Raw genomic sequence first — 18,156 nt, forward strand, 5'->3', positions numbered from 1 at the left:
ATGGCCGGAAAGTGTGGAAAAGACCGCCTTCGACTGGCTCAATTCTGCCGTTTCGCTAGCCATTGCGCCCCCCCTCCCCTAGGGTGCGGACATACGAAAAATCATAGAGAACAAGAGCCGTCATTCGTGAACGATCTGACTGATACTGCGCCGCTTCCCGGCCAACCCGACATCGAACCGATCGACATCGTCGACGAGATGAAGTCGAGCTACCTCGACTACGCGATGAGCGTCATCGTCAGCCGCGCGCTGCCCGATGTCCGCGACGGCCTGAAACCCGTTCACCGCCGCATCCTCTTCGCCAGCCAGGAAGGCGGGTTCGTCGCCGGACGCCCTTATCGCAAGAGCGCGAAGATCGTCGGCGACGTGATGGGCAACTACCACCCGCACGGCGACAGCGCGATCTACGATGCGCTGGCCCGCATGACGCAGGACTGGTCGATGCGACTGCCGCTTATCGACGGTCAGGGCAACTTCGGTTCTATGGACCCCGATCCGCCGGCTTCGATGCGTTATACCGAGGCCCGCCTTGCCCGCGTCGCCAATTCGCTGCTCGACGATCTCGACAAGGATACCGTCGATTTTGCCGACAACTACGACGGTTCGCGCAGCGAACCCGAGGTTCTGCCCGCCCGCTTCCCGAACCTGCTGGTCAACGGCGCAGGCGGCATCGCGGTCGGCATGGCGACGAACATTCCGCCGCACAACCTTGGCGAAGTGATCGACGGCTGCCTTGCCATGATCGAGAACCCGGCCATCACCGTTGACGAATTGTTCGAGATCATCCCCGGCCCCGACTTCCCGACCGCTCCGCTGATCCTCGGCCAGTCGGGTGCGCGTAATGCCTACCGCGAGGGGCGTGGCTCAATCCTGCAGCGCTGCCGCCACGAGATCGAGGAAAAGCGCGGCGACCGCCGCTCGATCGTTCTCACCTCGATGCCGTTCCAGGTCGGCAAGTCGAACCTCGTCGAGAAGATCGCCGAGGCCGCCAAGGACAAGCGGATCGAGGGTGTGTCCGACATCCGCGACGAATCGAACCGCGAAGGCGTGCGCGTCGTCGTTGACCTGAAGCGCGATGCCTCACCCGAGGTCGTGCTCAACCAGATCTGGCGGTACACGCCTGCGCAGTCGAGCTTTCCGGCCAACATGCTGGCGATCCGCGGAGGCCGGCCCGAAGTGCTGAACCTGCGGGACATCCTGCAAAGCTTCATCCACTTCCGCGAAGACGTCATCACCCGCCGCACCAAGTTCGAGCTGAACAAGGCCCGCGAACGTGCGCACATCTTGCTCGGCCTCGTTATCGCAGTGACGAACCTTGATGAGGTGGTGAAGATCATCCGTGGTTCGGCAAGCCCAGCCATAGCGCGCGAAAGCCTGCTGGCCCGCGAATGGCCGATGGGTGAAATCGCCCCCTACATCCGCCTTGTGGAAGCGATCGAGGACGACGACGACCTCGACAAGCAGCCGACCTATACGCTGAGCGAAACCCAGGTCCGCGCCATACTCGACCTGCGCCTGCACCGCCTGACGGCAATGGGCCGCGAGGAAATCGGCGAGGAACTGCAGAAGCTGGCCACTGACATCACGGGCTATCTCGAAATCCTCGGCGACCGGGTAAAGCTCTATCAGGTCATGCAGGACGAGCTGCGCGAAGTGCGCGACGCCTATGCAACGCCGCGCGTCTCCGAGATTGCACCTGCATGGGACGGTATCGAGGACGAAGACCTGATCGAGCGGGACGAGATGGTCGTCACCGTAACGATGGGCGGCTACATCAAGCGCACGCCGCTCTCGACCTTCCGCGCTCAGGCCCGCGGCGGCAAGGGCCGCGCCGGCATGGCGACGAAAGACGAGGACGCGGTCACCAATCTGTTCGTGACCAGCACGCACAATCCGGTGCTGTTCTTCTCGACCGCGGGCAAGGTCTATCGCATGAAGGTTTGGAAGCTGCCTGAAGGTGGCCCGACCACCCGTGGCCGCCCGATGGTGAATCTCCTGCCGCTCGGCGATGGAGAGACGATCCAGACGGTCCTTCCCCTCCCCGAGGACGAGGAGGAGTGGGGCAACCTGCATGTCATGTTCGCCACCGGCAACGGCACCGTGCGACGCAACTCGATGGCATCGTTCACGAACGTGCCTTCGAACGGCAAGATCGCGATGCGCTTTGACGACGACAGCGACGACTACCTCGTCGGTGTGCGCTTGCTGACGCCAGACGACGACGTCCTGCTGGCAAGCCGCGAAGGCAAGGCGATCCGCTTCTCCGCCGAAGATGTCCGTGAATTCCAGTCGCGCACGTCGACCGGCGTTCGCGGCATGACGCTGAAGGGTGATGACAAGGTCATCTCGATCTCGGTCCTGAACGGTGCCGAACTCGAACAGCGCGACGAATATCTGCGTGCCGCTCCGTGGAAGGAGAACGAGGCCGAACCGACACTCGACGCAGATACGATGGCCCGGATGGAGGAAGCCGAAGAGTTCATCCTTACCGTCTGCGCCAACGGCTATGGCAAGATGAGCTCGGCCTACGAGTATCGTCGCACCGGGCGCGGCGGTCAGGGCATCACCAACATCGACAATATTGAGCGTAACGGCCCGGTCGTCGCCAGCTTCCCCGCGCACAAGGGCGAGCAGCTTATGCTCGTCACCGACCAGGCGAAGCTGATCCGAATGCCGCTATCGTCGCTTCGCGTCATCGGTCGCGGCTCGGCAGGCGTACGTCTGTTCGACGTTGCCAAGGGTGAACATGTCGTGGGCTGCGCCCGCATTGACGAGGAAGAAGCACCCGAGAACGAGGCCGAGGAAGCGATCGTCGAGGAAATCCTTGGCCGTGATGCGGACGAGACGACACCCCAGACCACGCAGGACCGCGACGACCCGCCACCGACCGAGGCCTGATATTCAGGCTGCGGCGTCGCGTCGCAGCCTGCTGACGACACCCGTAGCGATCAGGAGCTGGCCCGCGTAATAGAGCGGCCACACCAGCTTCAACGCGATCGGGTTGTCGTGGTGGATTGGGCCAAGCGTTGCGAACAGCAGAAGGTCCGACACTACGAACAGGATTGCCCCGACGCCGACGCGGTAGCGCGAAAAGCGGCTGGTCCAGGCCATGGCGGCCATGATCGCAAGCAGCAGCGAGAAGCCGGTCGCGAGCAGCCGCCCTTCTTCGCCGCGAAGCAGGAACCAGCTGATAATCGGCACAGCGATGACGAGCACGAGGGCGAGCACCTTCTGCGACCCGACCGTGTGATCGCGCCGGTTGCGGGCATAGAGCCAGATACCAAGCAGCAGCGAAAAGCCCATCAGGGTCGCCGCGCTGGCGTACTGAAGCTCGGAAAACATGTCCGACACGCCCGCGATCAGCAACAGGCCGGTGAGCGCGTGTCCGTCGGGACCGAGGTGGCGCTGAAACGCATAGAGCGCGAGCAGGACGAGCGGCAGCCCCTTCCATACGACCTTGAAAAGGCCGGGAATCATGTGGCTATCCTCGAAGAACCACCACGCCACCGCGACGATAATGCTGGCGAGCAACCACGGCCGCCTTTGTGCCAATGCGCGTCTCACGACCTTTGTCTTGTGCTCCCCTGCGCCGACCAGTCGGCTTTCGATGTCTCTTTGCATTTGCATTACCCGATAGGCAATCGCTAACCCGCGCACATGACACACCAGGTCCATATCATCGGCGGCGGTCTCGCAGGCAGCGAGGCGGCCTGGCAGCTTGCGAACCGCGGCGTGAAAGTGCGCCTGTCCGAAATGCGCGGCGGCGGCGACACGACGCCTGCCCACCAGGGCGACGGGCTCGCTGAACTCGTCTGTTCGAACTCGTTCCGGTCAGACGACGACACTGCGAACGCAGTCGGTCTGCTCCATTACGAGATGCGCCAGTGTAATTCGCTGATCATGAAGGCGGCCGAGGTCGCGCAAGTCCCGGCAGGATCGGCGCTCGCCGTCGACCGCGACGTGTTCTCCGAAAATGTCGAGAAGGCACTCTCTGAACACCCCAACGTGGAGATCGTGCGCGAACGCATTGATGCCTTACCGAACGAGGGTACAACCATCGTCGCCACCGGTCCGCTGACCGCGGCATCGCTCGCCCGGTCGATCGGCACCGCGACCGGCGCAGACAGCCTCGCCTTCTTCGATGCCATCGCGCCCATCGTCTATCGCGACTCCATCGACATGGACATCTGCTGGATCCAGTCGCGCTGGAACAAGCGGACCGAGGCCTCTAATGAAGAAGGGGACTACATCAACTGCCCGATGACAAAGGAGCAGTATCTCGCCTTCTGGCAAGGGCTGATGGATGGCGAGAAGACCGAGTTCAAGGAATGGGAAGCCGACACGCCCTACTTCGACGGTTGCATGCCGATCGAGGTCATGGCCTCACGCGGCGTCGAAACCCTGCGTTTTGGCCCGATGAAGCCAGTGGGGCTGGACAATCCGCATGACGTGACGCCCGAATTTCCGCAGGGCCGATGGCCCTATGCCGTGGTGCAGCTGCGGCAGGACAACAAGCTGGGCACGCTGTGGAACATGGTCGGCTTCCAGACCAAACTGAAGCACCGCGCGCAGGTCGAACTGTTCCGCACGATTCCGGGCCTTGAGAACGCGGAATTCGCGCGACTTGGCGGTCTGCACCGCAACACGTTCCTCAATTCACCGACGCTATTGGATCGCCAGCTCCGCCTGAAAAGCGCGCCGCACGTGCGGTTCGCAGGCCAGATCACGGGCTGCGAAGGCTATGTCGAAAGCTCTGCTATCGGGATGCTGGCAGGAATGATGACCGCGACCGAACTGGCCGGCCACGACTGGACGCCCCTGCCGCGCACGACGGCGTTAGGCGCGCTGCTCTCGCACATCACCGGCGATGCCGAGGCGGATAGCTACCAGCCTATGAACGTGAACTTCGGTCTTTTCCCGATGCCCGATGACGACAGCATCAAGAAAAAGCAGCGCAAGGCCTATTATACCGAGCGGGCAAAGCGCGACATGGCCGAATGGCTGGGAGCGGCGCGGATTACCGAGCCGGCCTGACCCAGCTCAACACCGGCACTTCGACGCAGGCCGCGCTTTCTTCTTCGGCGCGGTCGTCGCGTATTCCGCAGGGGTCAGACGACCGTCCTTGTCCGCATCCGCGCCGTCAAAGCGGTTCACGGTCGTCACGGCCCATTCCTCGAACGTCAGCAGGTTGTTACCATCGACGTCGAGCTTGCGGAAAGCGCTTACCCGCGTCGAAAGCATTTCGTTACGCGTGATGATAAGATCGCGATTGATGTCATAACGGGCAAACCGGCGCTGCTCGTCATCCATCTTGATCGCGGTGGGTAGCCTGGGCCCCTGTATTGCGCCGACATCCGCGGACGGCAGAGCCTCCGGCTCCCGAACCTGCGGCGCGGCATCCATGTCAGGCGGGGGAAGCCCATCTACCTCGATGGCCCTGCCCTGCCACCAGAACAGCCCCATGGCGACGAGCATCAGGGCGCCCAGCGCGCCCACGACCATGCGATTCATAATTGCGACCCTCCTGCAGGTAAGGACCCTAACGGACTGACCGTGCGAGAAAAGTTAGCAATTCAAACTATCACCGACCAAGCAGCCCGATGCGCAAGGCCACGGCCAGATCGCCCGGCCCGCCGATGCGCCGCCCTTCGGCAAGTGCCCGCTGCGTTTGTGCGTCCAGAACTGCGATAGGCCGCATGGATTTCGGGCACTTGCCCGACGGCTTGGTCGCGGATGCTAACAGGGCATCGACTCGCCCGCGCTCGGTCTCATCCGAAAGATTCATCGCGATGTCGGCCAGCGCCCAGCGATGCGCCGCCGCCCGCGCGGCATCCGCGCCTGACAGCCTGCCCAGCGCCGAAATAGCGTCTTCCCGCGCACCGGCCAGCGAGGCGAATGCCGCAGCATCGAGAGGCGGTTCGCCGATCATCGCCTCCCAGCCATCGGCAAGTCCGGCAAGCGCGCTCCGCTCTTCCCCCCAGTCAGAAAGGGCCGCCAGCAGAGGTTCACCAGCAGGCCAGTCCTCTACCGGTCGGTGCAATGTTTCCCGCCACCAGGCGAGCCGCATCTGCGCCAGCATCGGTTCGCGTGCCGTCGCCACGATTTGCGCGAATCGGCGATCAAGCATGAAGAACCCAGTCCACAATTGTCGCGCTGCAGCCGGCGCATAGGCAATCGCGAGCCGGATCGGCGGCAAAAGCTGCTCTTCTGCCTCCTCCCAAAAGGCCTGCAAGTCAGAGTCATGGGTCACTAACGTCTCGCTAACCACATCTGTTTAAGCTCCGATTACCAGAGTTTACGTAATCTCAACCTGTGTGCCCGATCTCTGTCGTGCGCATCGCACGGTCAGGGCGCAGATTTTTGCATGGGAGCCATTTGATGATCCTTCGCCGTTCGGCCAAGAGCGCTTGCCGCTTCTTCAAGCGTTTTCGCCGGGAAACCAGCGCCAACGCCCTTATCCTGACAGCATTCGGGATGCCGATGGTGATCGGCGGTGGCGGTTTTGCCATCGATTTCGCGCAGTACTACCTGTGGAAACGCGAACTGCAATATGCCGCAGACCAGGCAGCAATGGCCGCTGCGTGGGAGCTGGCGGAAAATCCCAACAGCACTGAATGGGCCGCACGTGGTCTCACCGAGTTCAACGCAAACGAGGCGGTAACCGCGGATTTCAACGGCGCACCGACAATCGTGAAGTCGCACTATGCCGGTGTCTTGAACAACGCGGTAACGGTGAATGCATCGGCCACCAAGCGCCTGCCTTTCACCAGCTATTTCACGAAGAACGACACGACGGTGTCGGTCATGTCGCAAGCCGCCTTCACGGGCGGCGCCACTGTCAGCAATTGTCTTATTTCGCTGGAAGAAGGCGATTCCGACGCAATCCGCCTCAACGGTGACGCGCTCTTCACCGCCGGGTGCGGCATCATGGCGATGTCGAATTCAAAGCGCCTGTGCGTCACTTCGTTCAACGAGGCAGGTGAATGCGTTACAAAGGATGACGGAACCAGCGGGTGGGAGGGCCGCGACGCAATTGTCGTAAACGGTCAGCCAACCATCGATGCCGGTTCGATCACGTCGGCCGGCACCATCGACGACCAGCTCAACTACATGACTGACGACATCATCCTTGAAAACGTTCCACAAGACCAGCTTGTGGACCCGTTCAAGGACGTCGTCGCGCCGGTCGATCTCGTTTCGAACGAGGGCAGCTATACGTGCAAGGCGACCGGTAAGGGCAAGAATAGCGGCGAAACCGTCGAACTGGGCATCGCCAGGCCCGGCATCTATGACCGGGGTCTTACCGTCGCCTGCGACACCACCTTTCAGGCTGGTATCTATGTCATCAATGGCGGTACGCTGAAGATCAATGGCGATCACCGCGTCATCGGCAACGACATCATGTTCGTACTGACCGGGGGAGCCCAACTCGCGTTGGGAGGCACGGCTCAAACCAATTTGGACAATACCGTTGATGTCGCCGTCGACGGAACGGAAATCAACCTCCAGGGGATCACGTACGATACCCTGATGACCTATCCGGGAATGACCGACGAATGGGCCAAGGCCATGATGGGCATGCTCATCTTCGAAGATCCCGATTCCGAAGGTGCCAACCCGTCAGGCGAAGGTAACGGGCACCTCTTCGCTGGCACGAGCAACACGTGGATCAGCGGTTCGGTCTATCTGCCGAAAAGTTCGATCACCATGGCCGGCACGGCGCAAGTCGCGAACATGTGCCTGATGATCGTTGCCAACAAGGTCACACTCACCGGTACGACGGACATGACCGAGTTCTGCCCGGAAGGTGAAAGCCACGAAACCTCGGTGATCTACGGCACCGTCAAGCTGATTGCGTGAGGAAGGATCATGCTTAGGATCCTTCGAAAATTCCACCGAGATCAGGCTGGCTCGACCCTGATTGAAACGGCATTCGTTGCCCCGGCACTCATCGCGATGACGCTCGGCGGCGTGGAGATCAGCGCAATGGTCGCGCGGCAAACAGAGATGCAGTCCGTCGCCGCAAACGGCATGGAGATCATCCTTGCCGCCGCGCCTGAAAACGACGCGGATGTCGAAAGGACAATTTCGGAACTGAAGGAATATCTCGCAGAGGCCGGCGACCTGACTGTCGTCGAAACCGGCGCCCAGATCGAGGCAGGCCAGGTTAGCGTCTACAAGCGCTGGCGCTGCGGCAACAACTCGACGCGCCAAGCGACCGAAGGTTGCGCCAATACTTCACAGACAGAAAGCGCCTTTCTGGTCATCTACATGAAGGACACGTACTCGCCCATCTGGACGAATTACGGGATCGGCCAGAATCTGACTTTCGAAGTCAAGCGATCGATACAGATCGGATGAGAGCCATGACGAACCCATTCGCAAAGTTTCGCCGGGACGAAGCGGGAAGCACCATCATAGAGATGGCCGTGCTTTTGCCGGTCCTGATCACCATGCTGATCGGTGTGTTCCAGGCGGGGATGTATCTCCAAGCGCAGAACGCTGTACGCGGCGTCGCGGGCGAGATGAGCCGATTCATGGCCGTCGAAGCGCAGAAGGGGAATGGTTTTTCGGACGAGGATATCGAGCTGAAGGCGATGGCCGTCGCGGTGTCGGCGCCCTACCTGCTTCACTCCGAAGGATTGCAGGTCTTTATCGAGAACGAAGAGACGCAGAGCATGGACCGGGTCCGCAGGATCGATGTTCGCATGAAATACAAGGTGCCGAACCTGCTCGGCTTTACCGACGTACCTTTGTTGAACCTGGACTACACTCGCTCAGTGTTCATTCCCGGTGCCGATCTTCCCGATCCAGACCCTGTGGATCCGGGTACCGTCGAAGAACCGGTCTTCGGCACCTGATCCGCTCGATCAAGCACAAAAGAAAAGGGCCGGCTGCGAAGCCGGCCCTTTCTGTTTGGCGGTTCGCTGGCCGTCAGTCGACGTAACAAACCTTCTTCACCGCCTCGATAATGCGCGGCGTATCGATCAGCGCCGCCTTTTCGAGGTTCGCCGCATAGGGCAGCGGAACGTCGGCATTGGTCACGCGGATCACCGGCGCGTCGAGATCGTCGAAGCCTTCCTCCATGCAGACCGCAGAGATTTCGCTGGCGATCGAACAGGTCGGCCAGCCTTCTTCGGCGACGACCAGGCGGTTGGTCTTTTTGAGGCTCGCCAAAACAGTGCCGGTGTCTAGCGGGCGCAGCGTGCGCAAGTCGATGACTTCGGCCTCGATCCCTTCACCCGCCAGCCTCTCGGCTGCTTCGAGAGCGAGGCCGACGCCGATCGAGTAGGACACGATCGTCACGTCCGAACCTTCGCGCACGATGCGTGCCTTGCCGATCGGCAGGACGAAATCGTCCATGTCCGGCACATCGAAGCTCTTGCCGTACATCAGCTCGTTTTCGAGGAAGACGACCGGGTCCTCGCTGCGGATCGCGGCCTTCAGCAGGCCCTTGCCGTCCGCTGCGTCATAAGGCGCGATGACGACGAGTCCGGGGACGCTGGCGTACCACGGGCCGTAGTTTTGCGAGTGCTGCGCCGCGACGCGGCTGGCCGCGCCGTTAGGGCCGCGGAATACGACCGGACAACGCATCTGGCCGCCCGACATGTAGTTCGTCTTGGCCGCCGAGTTGATGATGTGGTCGATCGCCTGCATGGCGAAGTTGAACGTCATGAATTCGACGATCGGACGCAGACCGCCCATCGCCGCACCCGTTCCGATACCGGCAAAGCCGTATTCGGTGATCGGCGTATCGATGACGCGCTTGGCACCGAATTCTTCGAGCAAGCCCTGGGTCACCTTGTAGGCACCCTGGTACTCGGCGACTTCCTCGCCCATCACGAAGACGCGGTCGTCGGCGCGCATTTCCTCGGCCATCGCGTCGCGCAGTGCTTCGCGGACCGTGGTGGAGACCATCCTGGTCCCTTCCGGCAGGTCCGGATCGCGGGCGATCTGGACCTTTGCGGTCGCGGGCTTCGCAGGCTCGGTCGGTGCTTCTTCCTTGGCTTCGGCAGGTTCGCTGGCCGAAGGCATCGGGGCCGGGGCCGCGACATCGGAACCGTCACCGTCGAGAACGGCGATCACGGTGCCGACCTTCACGTTTTCGGTCCCCTCGGCGACCATGATCTTTCCGACAGTCCCTTCGTCGATGGATTCGAATTCCATCGTTGCCTTGTCGGTCTCGATCTCGGCGATGATGTCGCCGGGAGAAATCTCGTCGCCTTCCTTGACCAGCCACTTGGCGAGAGTGCCCTCCTCCATCGTCGGGGAGAGCGCGGGCATCTTGAGTTCGACAGCCATCAGTAGGTTTCCACCAGCACGTCGGTGTAGAGTTCGGACAATTCCGGTTCGGGCGAGGTTTCGGCAAAGTCAGCAGCTTCCCCGACCTGTGCGCGAATATCCTTCTCAAGCTCCTTGAGCTTTGCCTCGTCGATGCCGCGCTTGATCAGCTCGGCCTTGGCTGCCTCGATCGGATCATGCTTGTCGCGCATTTCCTTGACCTCGTCACGGCTGCGATACTTGGCCGGGTCCGACATGGAGTGACCGCGATAGCGATAGGTGTTGAGCTCCATCAGCACCGGACCGCCGCCGCCGCGCACGTGTTCGAGCGCGATTTCGGCCGCACCGCGCACGGCAAGCACATCCATCCCGTCGACATCCATGCCCGGAATACGGAACGCAGTACCGCGACGGTGGAACTCGGTCTCTGCGCTGGAACGCGCGGTGCTGGTACCCATGGCGTACTGGTTGTTTTCTATCACGAAAATGATCGGCAGGTTCCACAGAGCCGCCATATTGAAGCTCTCGTAGACCTGGCCCTGGTTGGCTGCACCGTCACCGAAGTAGGCCATGCAGACGCCGCCGTCGTCACGGTACTTGTGTGCGAAGGCAAGGCCCGCGCCCAGCGAGACCTGCGCGCCGACAATGCCGTGGCCGCCATAAAAGGCGTGTTCGGTGCTGAACATGTGCATCGAACCGCCCTTGCCGCGCGAAATGCCGGCTTCGCGGCCGGTCAGTTCCGCCATGATGACCTTAGGGTCGATGCCGTAGGCCAGCATGTGGCCGTGATCGCGATAGCCGGTGATGACCGAGTCCTTGCCCTCTGCAAGGGCCGACTGCAGACCGACGGCTACAGCTTCCTGACCGATGTACAGGTGGCAAAAGCCACCGATGAGGCCGAGACCGTAAAGCTGGCCCGCACGCTCTTCAAAGCGGCGTATCAGCAGCATCTGACGGTAGAACTCCATGAGCTCGTCGTCGTTCGCCTTGTAGCTGCCCTGCTTGTTATATTTTTCCTGCAGGGACCGCAGGGCGAATTCGGGGTCGTCTGTGGGAGACGTTACCGCAGCTGCCTGGCTGCCGCCTTTCGCTTTCCTCGTAGCCAATCGATGTACCTCTGTTCTTACGTTACGCGCGAGGGAGGGAGGTGCGCACGTTCATCCGTCGTATAGGATTGAGAGACCCCGACGCACAAGACCACGAACTGATTTAACCGATTTGGAAAAGGGCCACTCGCCGTGCGACAAAACCGATTGGTCGCCGGGCGATAAAGCGATCAATCGTCGCGCGACAAAACCACTTCGTCCTGGTGTGCGACATTCAGGTTGCTGCGCAGCAATTCGCCGACGAGATCGGGATCGGCGTTGGCTGGATCGAGCAGTTCAACGCGATTGGCGATCCGATCACGCTCTGCCTGCAGGTCGGCCAGTTCCTTCTCGCGCTGATCGAGCATCCGCGCAGACTCGCTCCACGCGCGGACGCCGGTCGGGCCGACGAGCATGAGAGCGCCAAGGAAAATCAGCGAAGCAACCGCAGCGACCCGCCCGAAGCGCCGCTTCGGCAGGTGCGGCCGTGCTGCCACCTTGCGGCGCCGACCGAGCGATGTGAGGTTGTTCGAGGACATAGGGTTACCAGAATCACAACCACGCCCGGCCCGCAAGCGGGAAACTGCGCTTTTGCGCCGAATGGTGGATAAGTTTCGCCGAACGAGTTGCCTGCCTCCGGCTCAGCCAAGAGTACTGTTCGCCGCAAACCGGTTTCATTTGATACGGATTTGTGATCTTTGCGCGCGTGGTCGCCCCCGACCGTGCCTCATGGCCCGGTCTTCGCGACCAATTTCAACCCCCGCCCGCGGTCCCTCCCGCGGCCACCGAAAACGCATGCTCGCGGAGACTTTTCCTTGTACAAACCGGTTCTGCTGATCGGCACGGCGCTTTGCGTCGCAAGCCTAGGCGCCTGCACCACCACGACGGACACGACCATGGCCACCGCGACTGAAACGACCGCGATCCCCCAGGGCACCGGCATCTTCGCCGACGCCTCGCCCCTGCCCTTCCACGCCCCTGATTTCAGCCGGATCGCCGATGCCGATTTCAAACCCGCGATTGAGCAGGGCATGGCGATCCAGCGCGCTGAATGGACCGCGATCGCCAACGACCCGGCGGCGCCCACCTTCGACAATACGATCGTCGCGCTGGAAAAAACCGGCCGCATGCTGGACCGCACCCGCTCGGTCTTCTCGGTCAAGACAGGCACAGTGACGAACGACACCCTTGACGCCATCGATGCCGAACTGTCGCCCAAGCTGGCAGCACATAGCGACGCGCTTTACCTCAACGAAGCGATCTTCCAGCGTGTGCAGACCGTCTATGACGCGCGCGCCTCGATGGACCTGACCGGAGAGGACAAGGCTCTGCTTGAGCGCACTTACGAGGACTTCGTCCACGCCGGTGCCAAGCTGTCGCCGGACGCCAAAGCCCAGCTTCGCGAGATCAACACGACACTGTCCTCGCTCAGCACGAAGTTCTCGCAGACGCTGACCGAAGCGGACAAGCATCAAGCTCTCGTCGTTGCGGACCGCGCCGCGCTTGCCGGTCTCAGCGAAGCCGAAATCGCCGCAGCCGCACAGGCCGCGCACGAACGCGGGCTGGACGGCAAGGAGATCATTACACTCCAGAACACGACACAGCAGCCCAAGCTCGACTCTCTGACCAATCGCGACACCCGCCGCGAACTGTTCGAGAAAAGCTGGAACCGCACGTCCGACGGCAGCGCTACCGATACGCGCGGGATCATCAAGCAGCTTGCCACCCTGCGTGCAAAGAAGGCCGCGCTGTTCGGCGAGCCTGACTTTGCAAGCTACCAGATGTACGACCGCATGGCCGGCGATCCGCAGACCGCGATCGAGTTCATGAAGGGTCTTGCCGGTCCGACGGCGGCAGCACAGCTTCGCGAAGCCGCCGCGATCAACGAAGAGATCGCTGCCGAGGGCAAGAACTTCTCGGTCGAACCCTACGACTGGGACTTCTACGCACAGAAGGTCCGCGCCAAGAAGTTCGATATCGATGCAGGCCAGATCAAGCCCTACTTCCAGGTCGACCGCGTGCTGGAAGACGGCGTGTTCTACGCCGCCAACAAGCTCTACGGTCTGACCTTCAAGAAGCGCGACGACATCCCGACCTGGCACTCGACCGTGTCGGTCTATACCGTTTTCGACAAGGACGGCTCGGAACTTGCGCTATTCTATTTCGACCCGTTCAAGCGCGACAACAAGCGCGGCGGCGCATGGATGTCGAGCTTTGTGTCGCAGTCGCACCTCTTTGGCGAGAAGCCGGTCATCTACAACGTGCTCAACATCGCACCGCCCGCCGCCGGCGAACCGGCGCTGGCAACGTTCGATGACGTGACAACGATGTTCCATGAATTCGGTCACGCCCTTCACGGCATGTTCGCGGACCAGAAGTACCCCTCGCTTTCGGGCACGGCTGTTGCGCGCGACTTCGTCGAATACCCGTCGCAGGCGAACGAGAAGTGGGCGGAGGAGCCGACTGTTCTCGCAAACTATGCCAAGCACTATGAGACCGGCGCGGCGATGCCCGCAGACCTGCTGACAAAGGTGCAGGAATCGCAGACATTCAATCAGGGCTACGCTCTGGGCGAAACGCTGGCGGCGGCTATGCTCGACATGAACTGGCATACCCTGCCCGACGGCAAGGTACCCGAAGACGTCAACGGCTTCGAGGCGGCGGCACTGGAAGCGAATCCGCTGCACACAGACCTCGTTCCGCCGCGCTATCGCACCAGCTACTTCCGCCACATCTGGTCGGGCGGCTACTCGGCCGGATACTACGCCTATCTCTGGACCGAAATGCTCTCGGCCGACACGGGCGAGTGGTTCGACGAGAACGGGGGCATGACTCGCGCCAACGGCGACCACTTCCGCGCGACGATACTGTCGCGCGGCGGCACCGTCGATTACGGCGAGGCTTTCCGCGCCATGACCGGCAAGGACCCCGAAGTCGAACCGATGCTGCGCCAGCGCGGCCTGCTCGACGAAGCAAACTGATCAGGCAGGGCGGTCCGGCGTTCTGGCCGGACCGCCCTTCCCCTCAGTAATCCATGCGGGCCGATCCGGGTTCGCGCGGAGTGGCGAGCGGATTGTCGAACAGGGCCCGCTCGGCCAGCGCGGTGTCGAAGAAGGCATGCATCTCGATGATCTTGCCATCCTTGAACCGGAAAATCTCGCAATAGGTCTGGTCGTACAGGTCGCCGCCCTTGGTCGGCCCGCCGCCCTCCATGATTGCGACGACGCGCTCGTCATCGGCGCACATGACCTTCCAGCGCCGGGCAAAAGCAATCCCTTCTGGCACCAGTGCGCCATGAACTTTCTCGGCGATCAGGTCGTCGGTGACCATCGCCTTGCCCTCGAGCCGGCCCGATGCAGGTGTCGTGCCAAGCATGTGGACCACGATATCGTCGTGATACATCGCCTCCGCCTCGGCCCATTCGCCGTCGTGCATGTGCTGGAAATAGCGGTTCAGCAGGTCGATGTTCTCCTGTCGTGACATTGTCTTATTCCTTTACCTTACCGCCACTTGTCGGCTGTTCCTCGACCGGATTGTCAGACATCAGGTCGGCCAGCGATGCACCGTTGATGAGGGCATCGATGTTGCGATGGAAATGCTCCAGCCGGCGCTCGTCACTGCTCAGGATCGGCACGTCGAACCCTTTGGAGTGCATGCCTTTCTGGACGTGTTCGACAAGATCGACATCCTGCCCCAACACCTGGTTCACAACGGGGTGCGAGCGCACGCCCCATTCCAGCACGTCACCCACTTCCTGTTCGCCGCCACGCACGACCTTGTGCTCGTAGGGGGCGACCTTTTCGCCTTCCTGCAGGGGCGCGCACATGATGAAGTCGAAATACATCTTCTCGGGATCGCCGCTTGGATGCGGGCGATAGCGCATGGCGACGTAGAACTCGGGGAAGAGGTTGAAGTGCAGGCTGGGGAACAACATGAAATGATAGGCGTCGCTCAGTTGCCCGTCGCTAAGGCTGGCATAAGGAAAGACGCTACCTTCCTGCCGGCTGCGCTTGGCCTCCTGTACCGCGCGGCGCACGTCGGTCGCCGTTCCGGGGAAAGTCACAGGATCGATGCCGCTTGCTTCGAGCAGAGCCTCCAGCGCGGGATTCAGCTTGTCCTGCTCGGGGAACAGGGCGCTTGGGCTGCCGTACTCGTTGTACATGAAGCTGTGAATGCCCTGCAGCGCGATCGGCGCATCCTCGTTGCCCCAGGCCAGAATTTCGGGATGCAGCGACTGGAAGTGATAGCTTTCGTTAAAGGCATCGAAAGTCGTCTTCCAGTTACAACCGAACTCGAACGTCTTGTAATCGACGATAGTCGCCCGCTCCATCCGATAGCCTTCAAGCCGTTGGGCAACCGGGCCAAGAAACTCGCGCAGCGGTACAGCCTCGTCATCGAGTGTGAACCAGATCCAGCCGGCGAAGCTCTCGGTCCTGAAGCCGCGCAGCGATGTGCAGGCCGGGTCGTCGATCTTCGCCGGATCGAACCGCTCGCGATAAGGCACATGGCCCAGCTTTCCGTCCAGATCGTAGACCCAGCCATGAAAGGCGCAGGTGAAATTCTTTGCGTAGGCCGGACCGTCGGGGCCCAGCAGAAGCCGGTTTCCGCGATGGCGGCACACGTTGTAGAAACCGCGGACACTGTCGTCGTCGCGCCGCACGAAAAGCAGGCTTTCCGGCCCCAGAGAATGGATGAAGACGTCGCCGCCTTGCGGCAGGTCCTCCTCACGCGGGCCCATGTGCCAGGTGCGCGTCCATACCGCGTCCCACTCTGCCTGCGCCCGCTCCTGCGACCAGTACCATGCAGGATCGATCCTGAAGCTGCCGTCACTCACCGCTCTCTCCCGCTATCGTCCGTTGTGGGCGAAGCTAGGGTATGATCGGGCGCGGACTGAAGTACCCTTAGTGATAGGGGCGTGCCAAACTCACCTGGTGCGGTTTTTTGATTGGGAAATGCCTGGCTCGCACCTATCGCGGGCACAGACTGGCAACCTACCGCCGCTCCCAGCGTTATGAGATGACATGATCAACAGCCTCAAAGTCCTGCCGCAATATCTGATGCCCAAACAGGGGCTGACCACGTTCGCGGGACGCGTGGCCGGCGCGCGGGGCGGGTCCATGACGACGAAACTGATCCGCTGGTTCGTGGCAAAGTACGGCGTCGACATGAGCGAGGCCGTGAACCCCGATATCGCCAGCTATGTGACGTTCAACGACTTCTTCACCCGCCCGCTAAGGGCCGGTGCAAGGCCGCTGGCGTCTGCCGATTTCGTATGCCCGGTCGACGGCGCGATCAGCCAGTTTGGCCGGATAGACGATGGCCAGATCCTGCAGGCGAAGGGACATCACTTCACGACAACCGAACTTGTGGGCGGCGATGCAAAGCTTGCCGGCAATTTCCGGCACGGCTGCTTTGCCAACCTCTACCTGTCACCCAAGGACTATCACCGGCTGCACATGCCTTGCGACGGTACATTGATCCGCATGATCTACGTGCCAGGCGCGCTGTTCTCGGTAAATCCGACGACCGCGCGGGGCGTACCAAACCTGTTCGCCCGTAACGAACGTGTCGTCTGCGTTTTCGATTCCGCGACCTATGGCACTTTCGTCATGGTCCTAGTCGGCGCGACCATCGTCGGCAGCATGGCGACCGTCTGGCACGGGGTCGTCAATGCGAAGCGCAGCGGCAGGATCTCGGAATGGACGTACGAAGGGCAGGACATCGTTCTGAAGCAGGGTGAGGAAATGGGCCGCTTCCTGCTGGGCTCGACGATCGTGATGCTTTTCGAAAAGGACACGATTGCGTTCAACGATGACTGGGCTCCGGAGCGTCCGGTCCGCCTTGGCGAGACGATGGGAAATCGCCCTCCACACGCGTGATGCTGCACGTCGTCCATCATCCCGCTTACGCGATCGCGCGGGAAAGCGCTGGCACCTTTCCCCACGACAAGTATGCGCTGGTCATGCGTGCCCTCAACGAAAGCGGTGCGCCGCTGACCGTGCACGAACCTGAAATGATGCCGCGCGAGTGGCTGGAGGCCGTCCACGACCCGCAATATGTCGAGGAAGTCCTCACCTGCACAGTCCCCGCCGCCAAGCAGCGCCGGATCGGTTTTGAGATCGACCAGCGCGTCTCGCACCGCTCGCAGCTATCGCCCGGTGGAACCTGGCTGGCCGCCAAACTCGCCCAGAAACACGGATTTGCCGCGAACAGCGCTGGCGGTAGCCACCATGCGCAAGCCGAAAGCGGCGCCGGGTATTGCGTCTTCAACGACCTTGCCCTCGCGGCGCACAGGCTGGTCGCAGAAGGGGACGCAGCGCGCGTCCTCATCCTCGATCTCGACGTCCATCAGGGTGACGGGACCGCCGCCCTGACCGCGGGGCGCGATGACATATTCACCCTCTCGTTGCATGCGGAGAAAAACTTCCCGACGCGCAAGGCGCAATCGACGCTCGACATAGCCCTGCCCGACGCGACGGGCGATGGCGATTACCTTGCTGCCCTGTCGGATGCCCTGCCCCAGGTTCTTGACCGCTTTGCTCCCGATCTCATCCTTTTACAGGCAGGTGTTGATGCGCATGGCGATGACAAACTGGGCCGGCTTTCGCTCACCGATGATGGTCTCGACCTGCGTGACCGGTTCGTCGCCCGGGAAGCGCGAATGCGGGGCATTCCCATGGCAAGCACTCTCGGCGGCGGCTACGGTAACGACCGAGTAGCGCTTGCCGTGCGCCATGCCAGAACGATGCTGACGCTGGCTGACGCCTGGAAATGATCGACGAGGCCGATG

The 18,156-nt window shown here is 61.8% G+C and carries 16 protein-coding genes; 8 read left to right on the plus strand and 8 right to left on the minus strand.

Translation table 11 applies throughout. The annotated features are described in order from the left end of the window. The first annotated feature begins 198 nt into the window (after window positions 1-198). Window positions 199-2,898 (plus strand): DNA gyrase subunit A, encoded by a 2,700-nt coding sequence (gyrA, locus tag A9D15_RS03755; RefSeq protein ID WP_229660379.1) that lies wholly within the window; start codon window positions 199-201, stop codon window positions 2,896-2,898. A 3-nt stretch (window positions 2,899-2,901) separates the two neighbouring features. Here gyrA and A9D15_RS03760 read toward each other — a convergent pair whose 3' ends face one another. Next, the gene (locus A9D15_RS03760) at window positions 2,902-3,531 is read right to left on the minus strand and encodes a lysoplasmalogenase family protein (RefSeq protein ID WP_172807458.1); all 630 of its coding nucleotides are present in this window, start codon (window positions 3,529-3,531) and stop codon (window positions 2,902-2,904) included. Window positions 3,532-3,657: 126 nt separating this feature from the next. Here A9D15_RS03760 and trmFO point away from each other — a divergent pair, with 126 nt between their 5' ends. Continuing rightward, window positions 3,658-5,034, plus strand: coding sequence for a methylenetetrahydrofolate--tRNA-(uracil(54)-C(5))-methyltransferase (FADH(2)-oxidizing) TrmFO (trmFO, locus tag A9D15_RS03765; RefSeq protein ID WP_066761916.1), 1,377 nt, complete (start codon window positions 3,658-3,660; stop codon window positions 5,032-5,034). 6 nt (window positions 5,035-5,040) lie between these two features. Here trmFO and A9D15_RS03770 read toward each other — a convergent pair whose 3' ends face one another. Together A9D15_RS03770 and A9D15_RS03775 are read right to left on the minus strand one after the other, a co-directional pair. Then, window positions 5,041-5,511: an EF-hand domain-containing protein gene (locus A9D15_RS03770; RefSeq protein ID WP_066761918.1), complete on the minus strand. Its 471-nt coding sequence runs from the start codon at window positions 5,509-5,511 to the stop codon at window positions 5,041-5,043. Between the two features lie 70 nt (window positions 5,512-5,581). Beyond that, entirely contained in the window at window positions 5,582-6,100 is a 519-nt protein-coding gene (locus A9D15_RS03775) for a hypothetical protein (RefSeq protein ID WP_156521636.1), read from the minus strand. Window positions 6,101-6,378: 278 nt separating this feature from the next. On the opposite strand from A9D15_RS03775, the gene A9D15_RS03780 reads away from it, so the two are divergent. The 3 genes from A9D15_RS03780 to A9D15_RS03790 are packed head-to-tail and all read left to right on the plus strand — an operon-like array spanning window position 6,379 to window position 8,861. Then, entirely contained in the window at window positions 6,379-7,860 is a 1,482-nt protein-coding gene (locus A9D15_RS03780) for a pilus assembly protein TadG-related protein (protein WP_066761922.1), read from the plus strand. Window positions 7,861-7,869: 9 nt separating this feature from the next. After that, window positions 7,870-8,361 (plus strand): TadE/TadG family type IV pilus assembly protein, encoded by a 492-nt coding sequence (locus A9D15_RS03785; RefSeq protein WP_066761924.1) that lies wholly within the window; start codon window positions 7,870-7,872, stop codon window positions 8,359-8,361. A 5-nt stretch (window positions 8,362-8,366) separates the two neighbouring features. Then, a complete protein-coding gene (locus A9D15_RS03790; protein ID WP_066761926.1) occupies window positions 8,367-8,861 on the plus strand; it encodes a TadE/TadG family type IV pilus assembly protein in 495 nt (164 codons plus the stop codon). A gap of 73 nt (window positions 8,862-8,934) precedes the next feature. On the opposite strand, the gene A9D15_RS03795 is transcribed toward A9D15_RS03790, so the two are convergent. From A9D15_RS03795 to A9D15_RS17110, 3 genes are all read right to left on the minus strand, one after another. Beyond that, window positions 8,935-10,302, minus strand: a complete 1,368-nt coding sequence (locus A9D15_RS03795; protein ID WP_066761928.1) for a pyruvate dehydrogenase complex E1 component subunit beta — start codon at window positions 10,300-10,302, stop codon at window positions 8,935-8,937. Continuing rightward, a complete protein-coding gene (gene pdhA, locus A9D15_RS03800) occupies window positions 10,302-11,387 on the minus strand; it encodes a pyruvate dehydrogenase (acetyl-transferring) E1 component subunit alpha (protein WP_066761930.1) in 1,086 nt (361 codons plus the stop codon). Before pdhA ends, A9D15_RS03795 begins: the two co-directional genes overlap by 1 nt. A gap of 170 nt (window positions 11,388-11,557) precedes the next feature. Continuing rightward, window positions 11,558-11,905 (minus strand): FtsB family cell division protein, encoded by a 348-nt coding sequence (locus A9D15_RS17110; protein WP_066761932.1) that lies wholly within the window; start codon window positions 11,903-11,905, stop codon window positions 11,558-11,560. A 276-nt stretch (window positions 11,906-12,181) separates the two neighbouring features. Between A9D15_RS17110 and A9D15_RS03810 the strand changes: the two genes are divergently transcribed. Further along, window positions 12,182-14,347, plus strand: coding sequence for a M3 family metallopeptidase (locus tag A9D15_RS03810; protein ID WP_229660365.1), 2,166 nt, complete (start codon window positions 12,182-12,184; stop codon window positions 14,345-14,347). A 43-nt stretch (window positions 14,348-14,390) separates the two neighbouring features. Here A9D15_RS03810 and A9D15_RS03815 read toward each other — a convergent pair whose 3' ends face one another. Continuing rightward, window positions 14,391-14,849, minus strand: a complete 459-nt coding sequence (locus A9D15_RS03815) for a nuclear transport factor 2 family protein (protein WP_066761934.1) — start codon at window positions 14,847-14,849, stop codon at window positions 14,391-14,393. Window positions 14,850-14,853: 4 nt separating this feature from the next. Further along, window positions 14,854-16,200: an aromatic ring-hydroxylating oxygenase subunit alpha gene (locus A9D15_RS03820; RefSeq protein ID WP_066761936.1), complete on the minus strand. Its 1,347-nt coding sequence runs from the start codon at window positions 16,198-16,200 to the stop codon at window positions 14,854-14,856. A gap of 187 nt (window positions 16,201-16,387) precedes the next feature. On the opposite strand from A9D15_RS03820, the gene asd reads away from it, so the two are divergent. Both asd and A9D15_RS03830 read left to right on the plus strand, forming a co-directional pair. Then, window positions 16,388-17,245 carry an archaetidylserine decarboxylase gene (asd, locus tag A9D15_RS03825; RefSeq protein WP_066761938.1) on the plus strand — a complete coding sequence of 286 codons (858 nt, stop codon included), beginning with the start codon at window positions 16,388-16,390 and terminating at the stop codon, window positions 17,243-17,245. After that, entirely contained in the window at window positions 17,245-18,141 is an 897-nt protein-coding gene (locus A9D15_RS03830) for a histone deacetylase family protein (RefSeq protein WP_066761939.1), read from the plus strand. The genes asd and A9D15_RS03830 overlap by 1 nt, the downstream gene beginning before the upstream one ends. The last annotated feature ends 15 nt before the right edge of the window (window positions 18,142-18,156 follow it).

Origin of the sequence: Croceicoccus pelagius, from assembly GCF_001661915.1 — a bacterium.
Lineage (GTDB): Bacteria > Pseudomonadota > Alphaproteobacteria > Sphingomonadales > Sphingomonadaceae > Croceicoccus > Croceicoccus pelagius.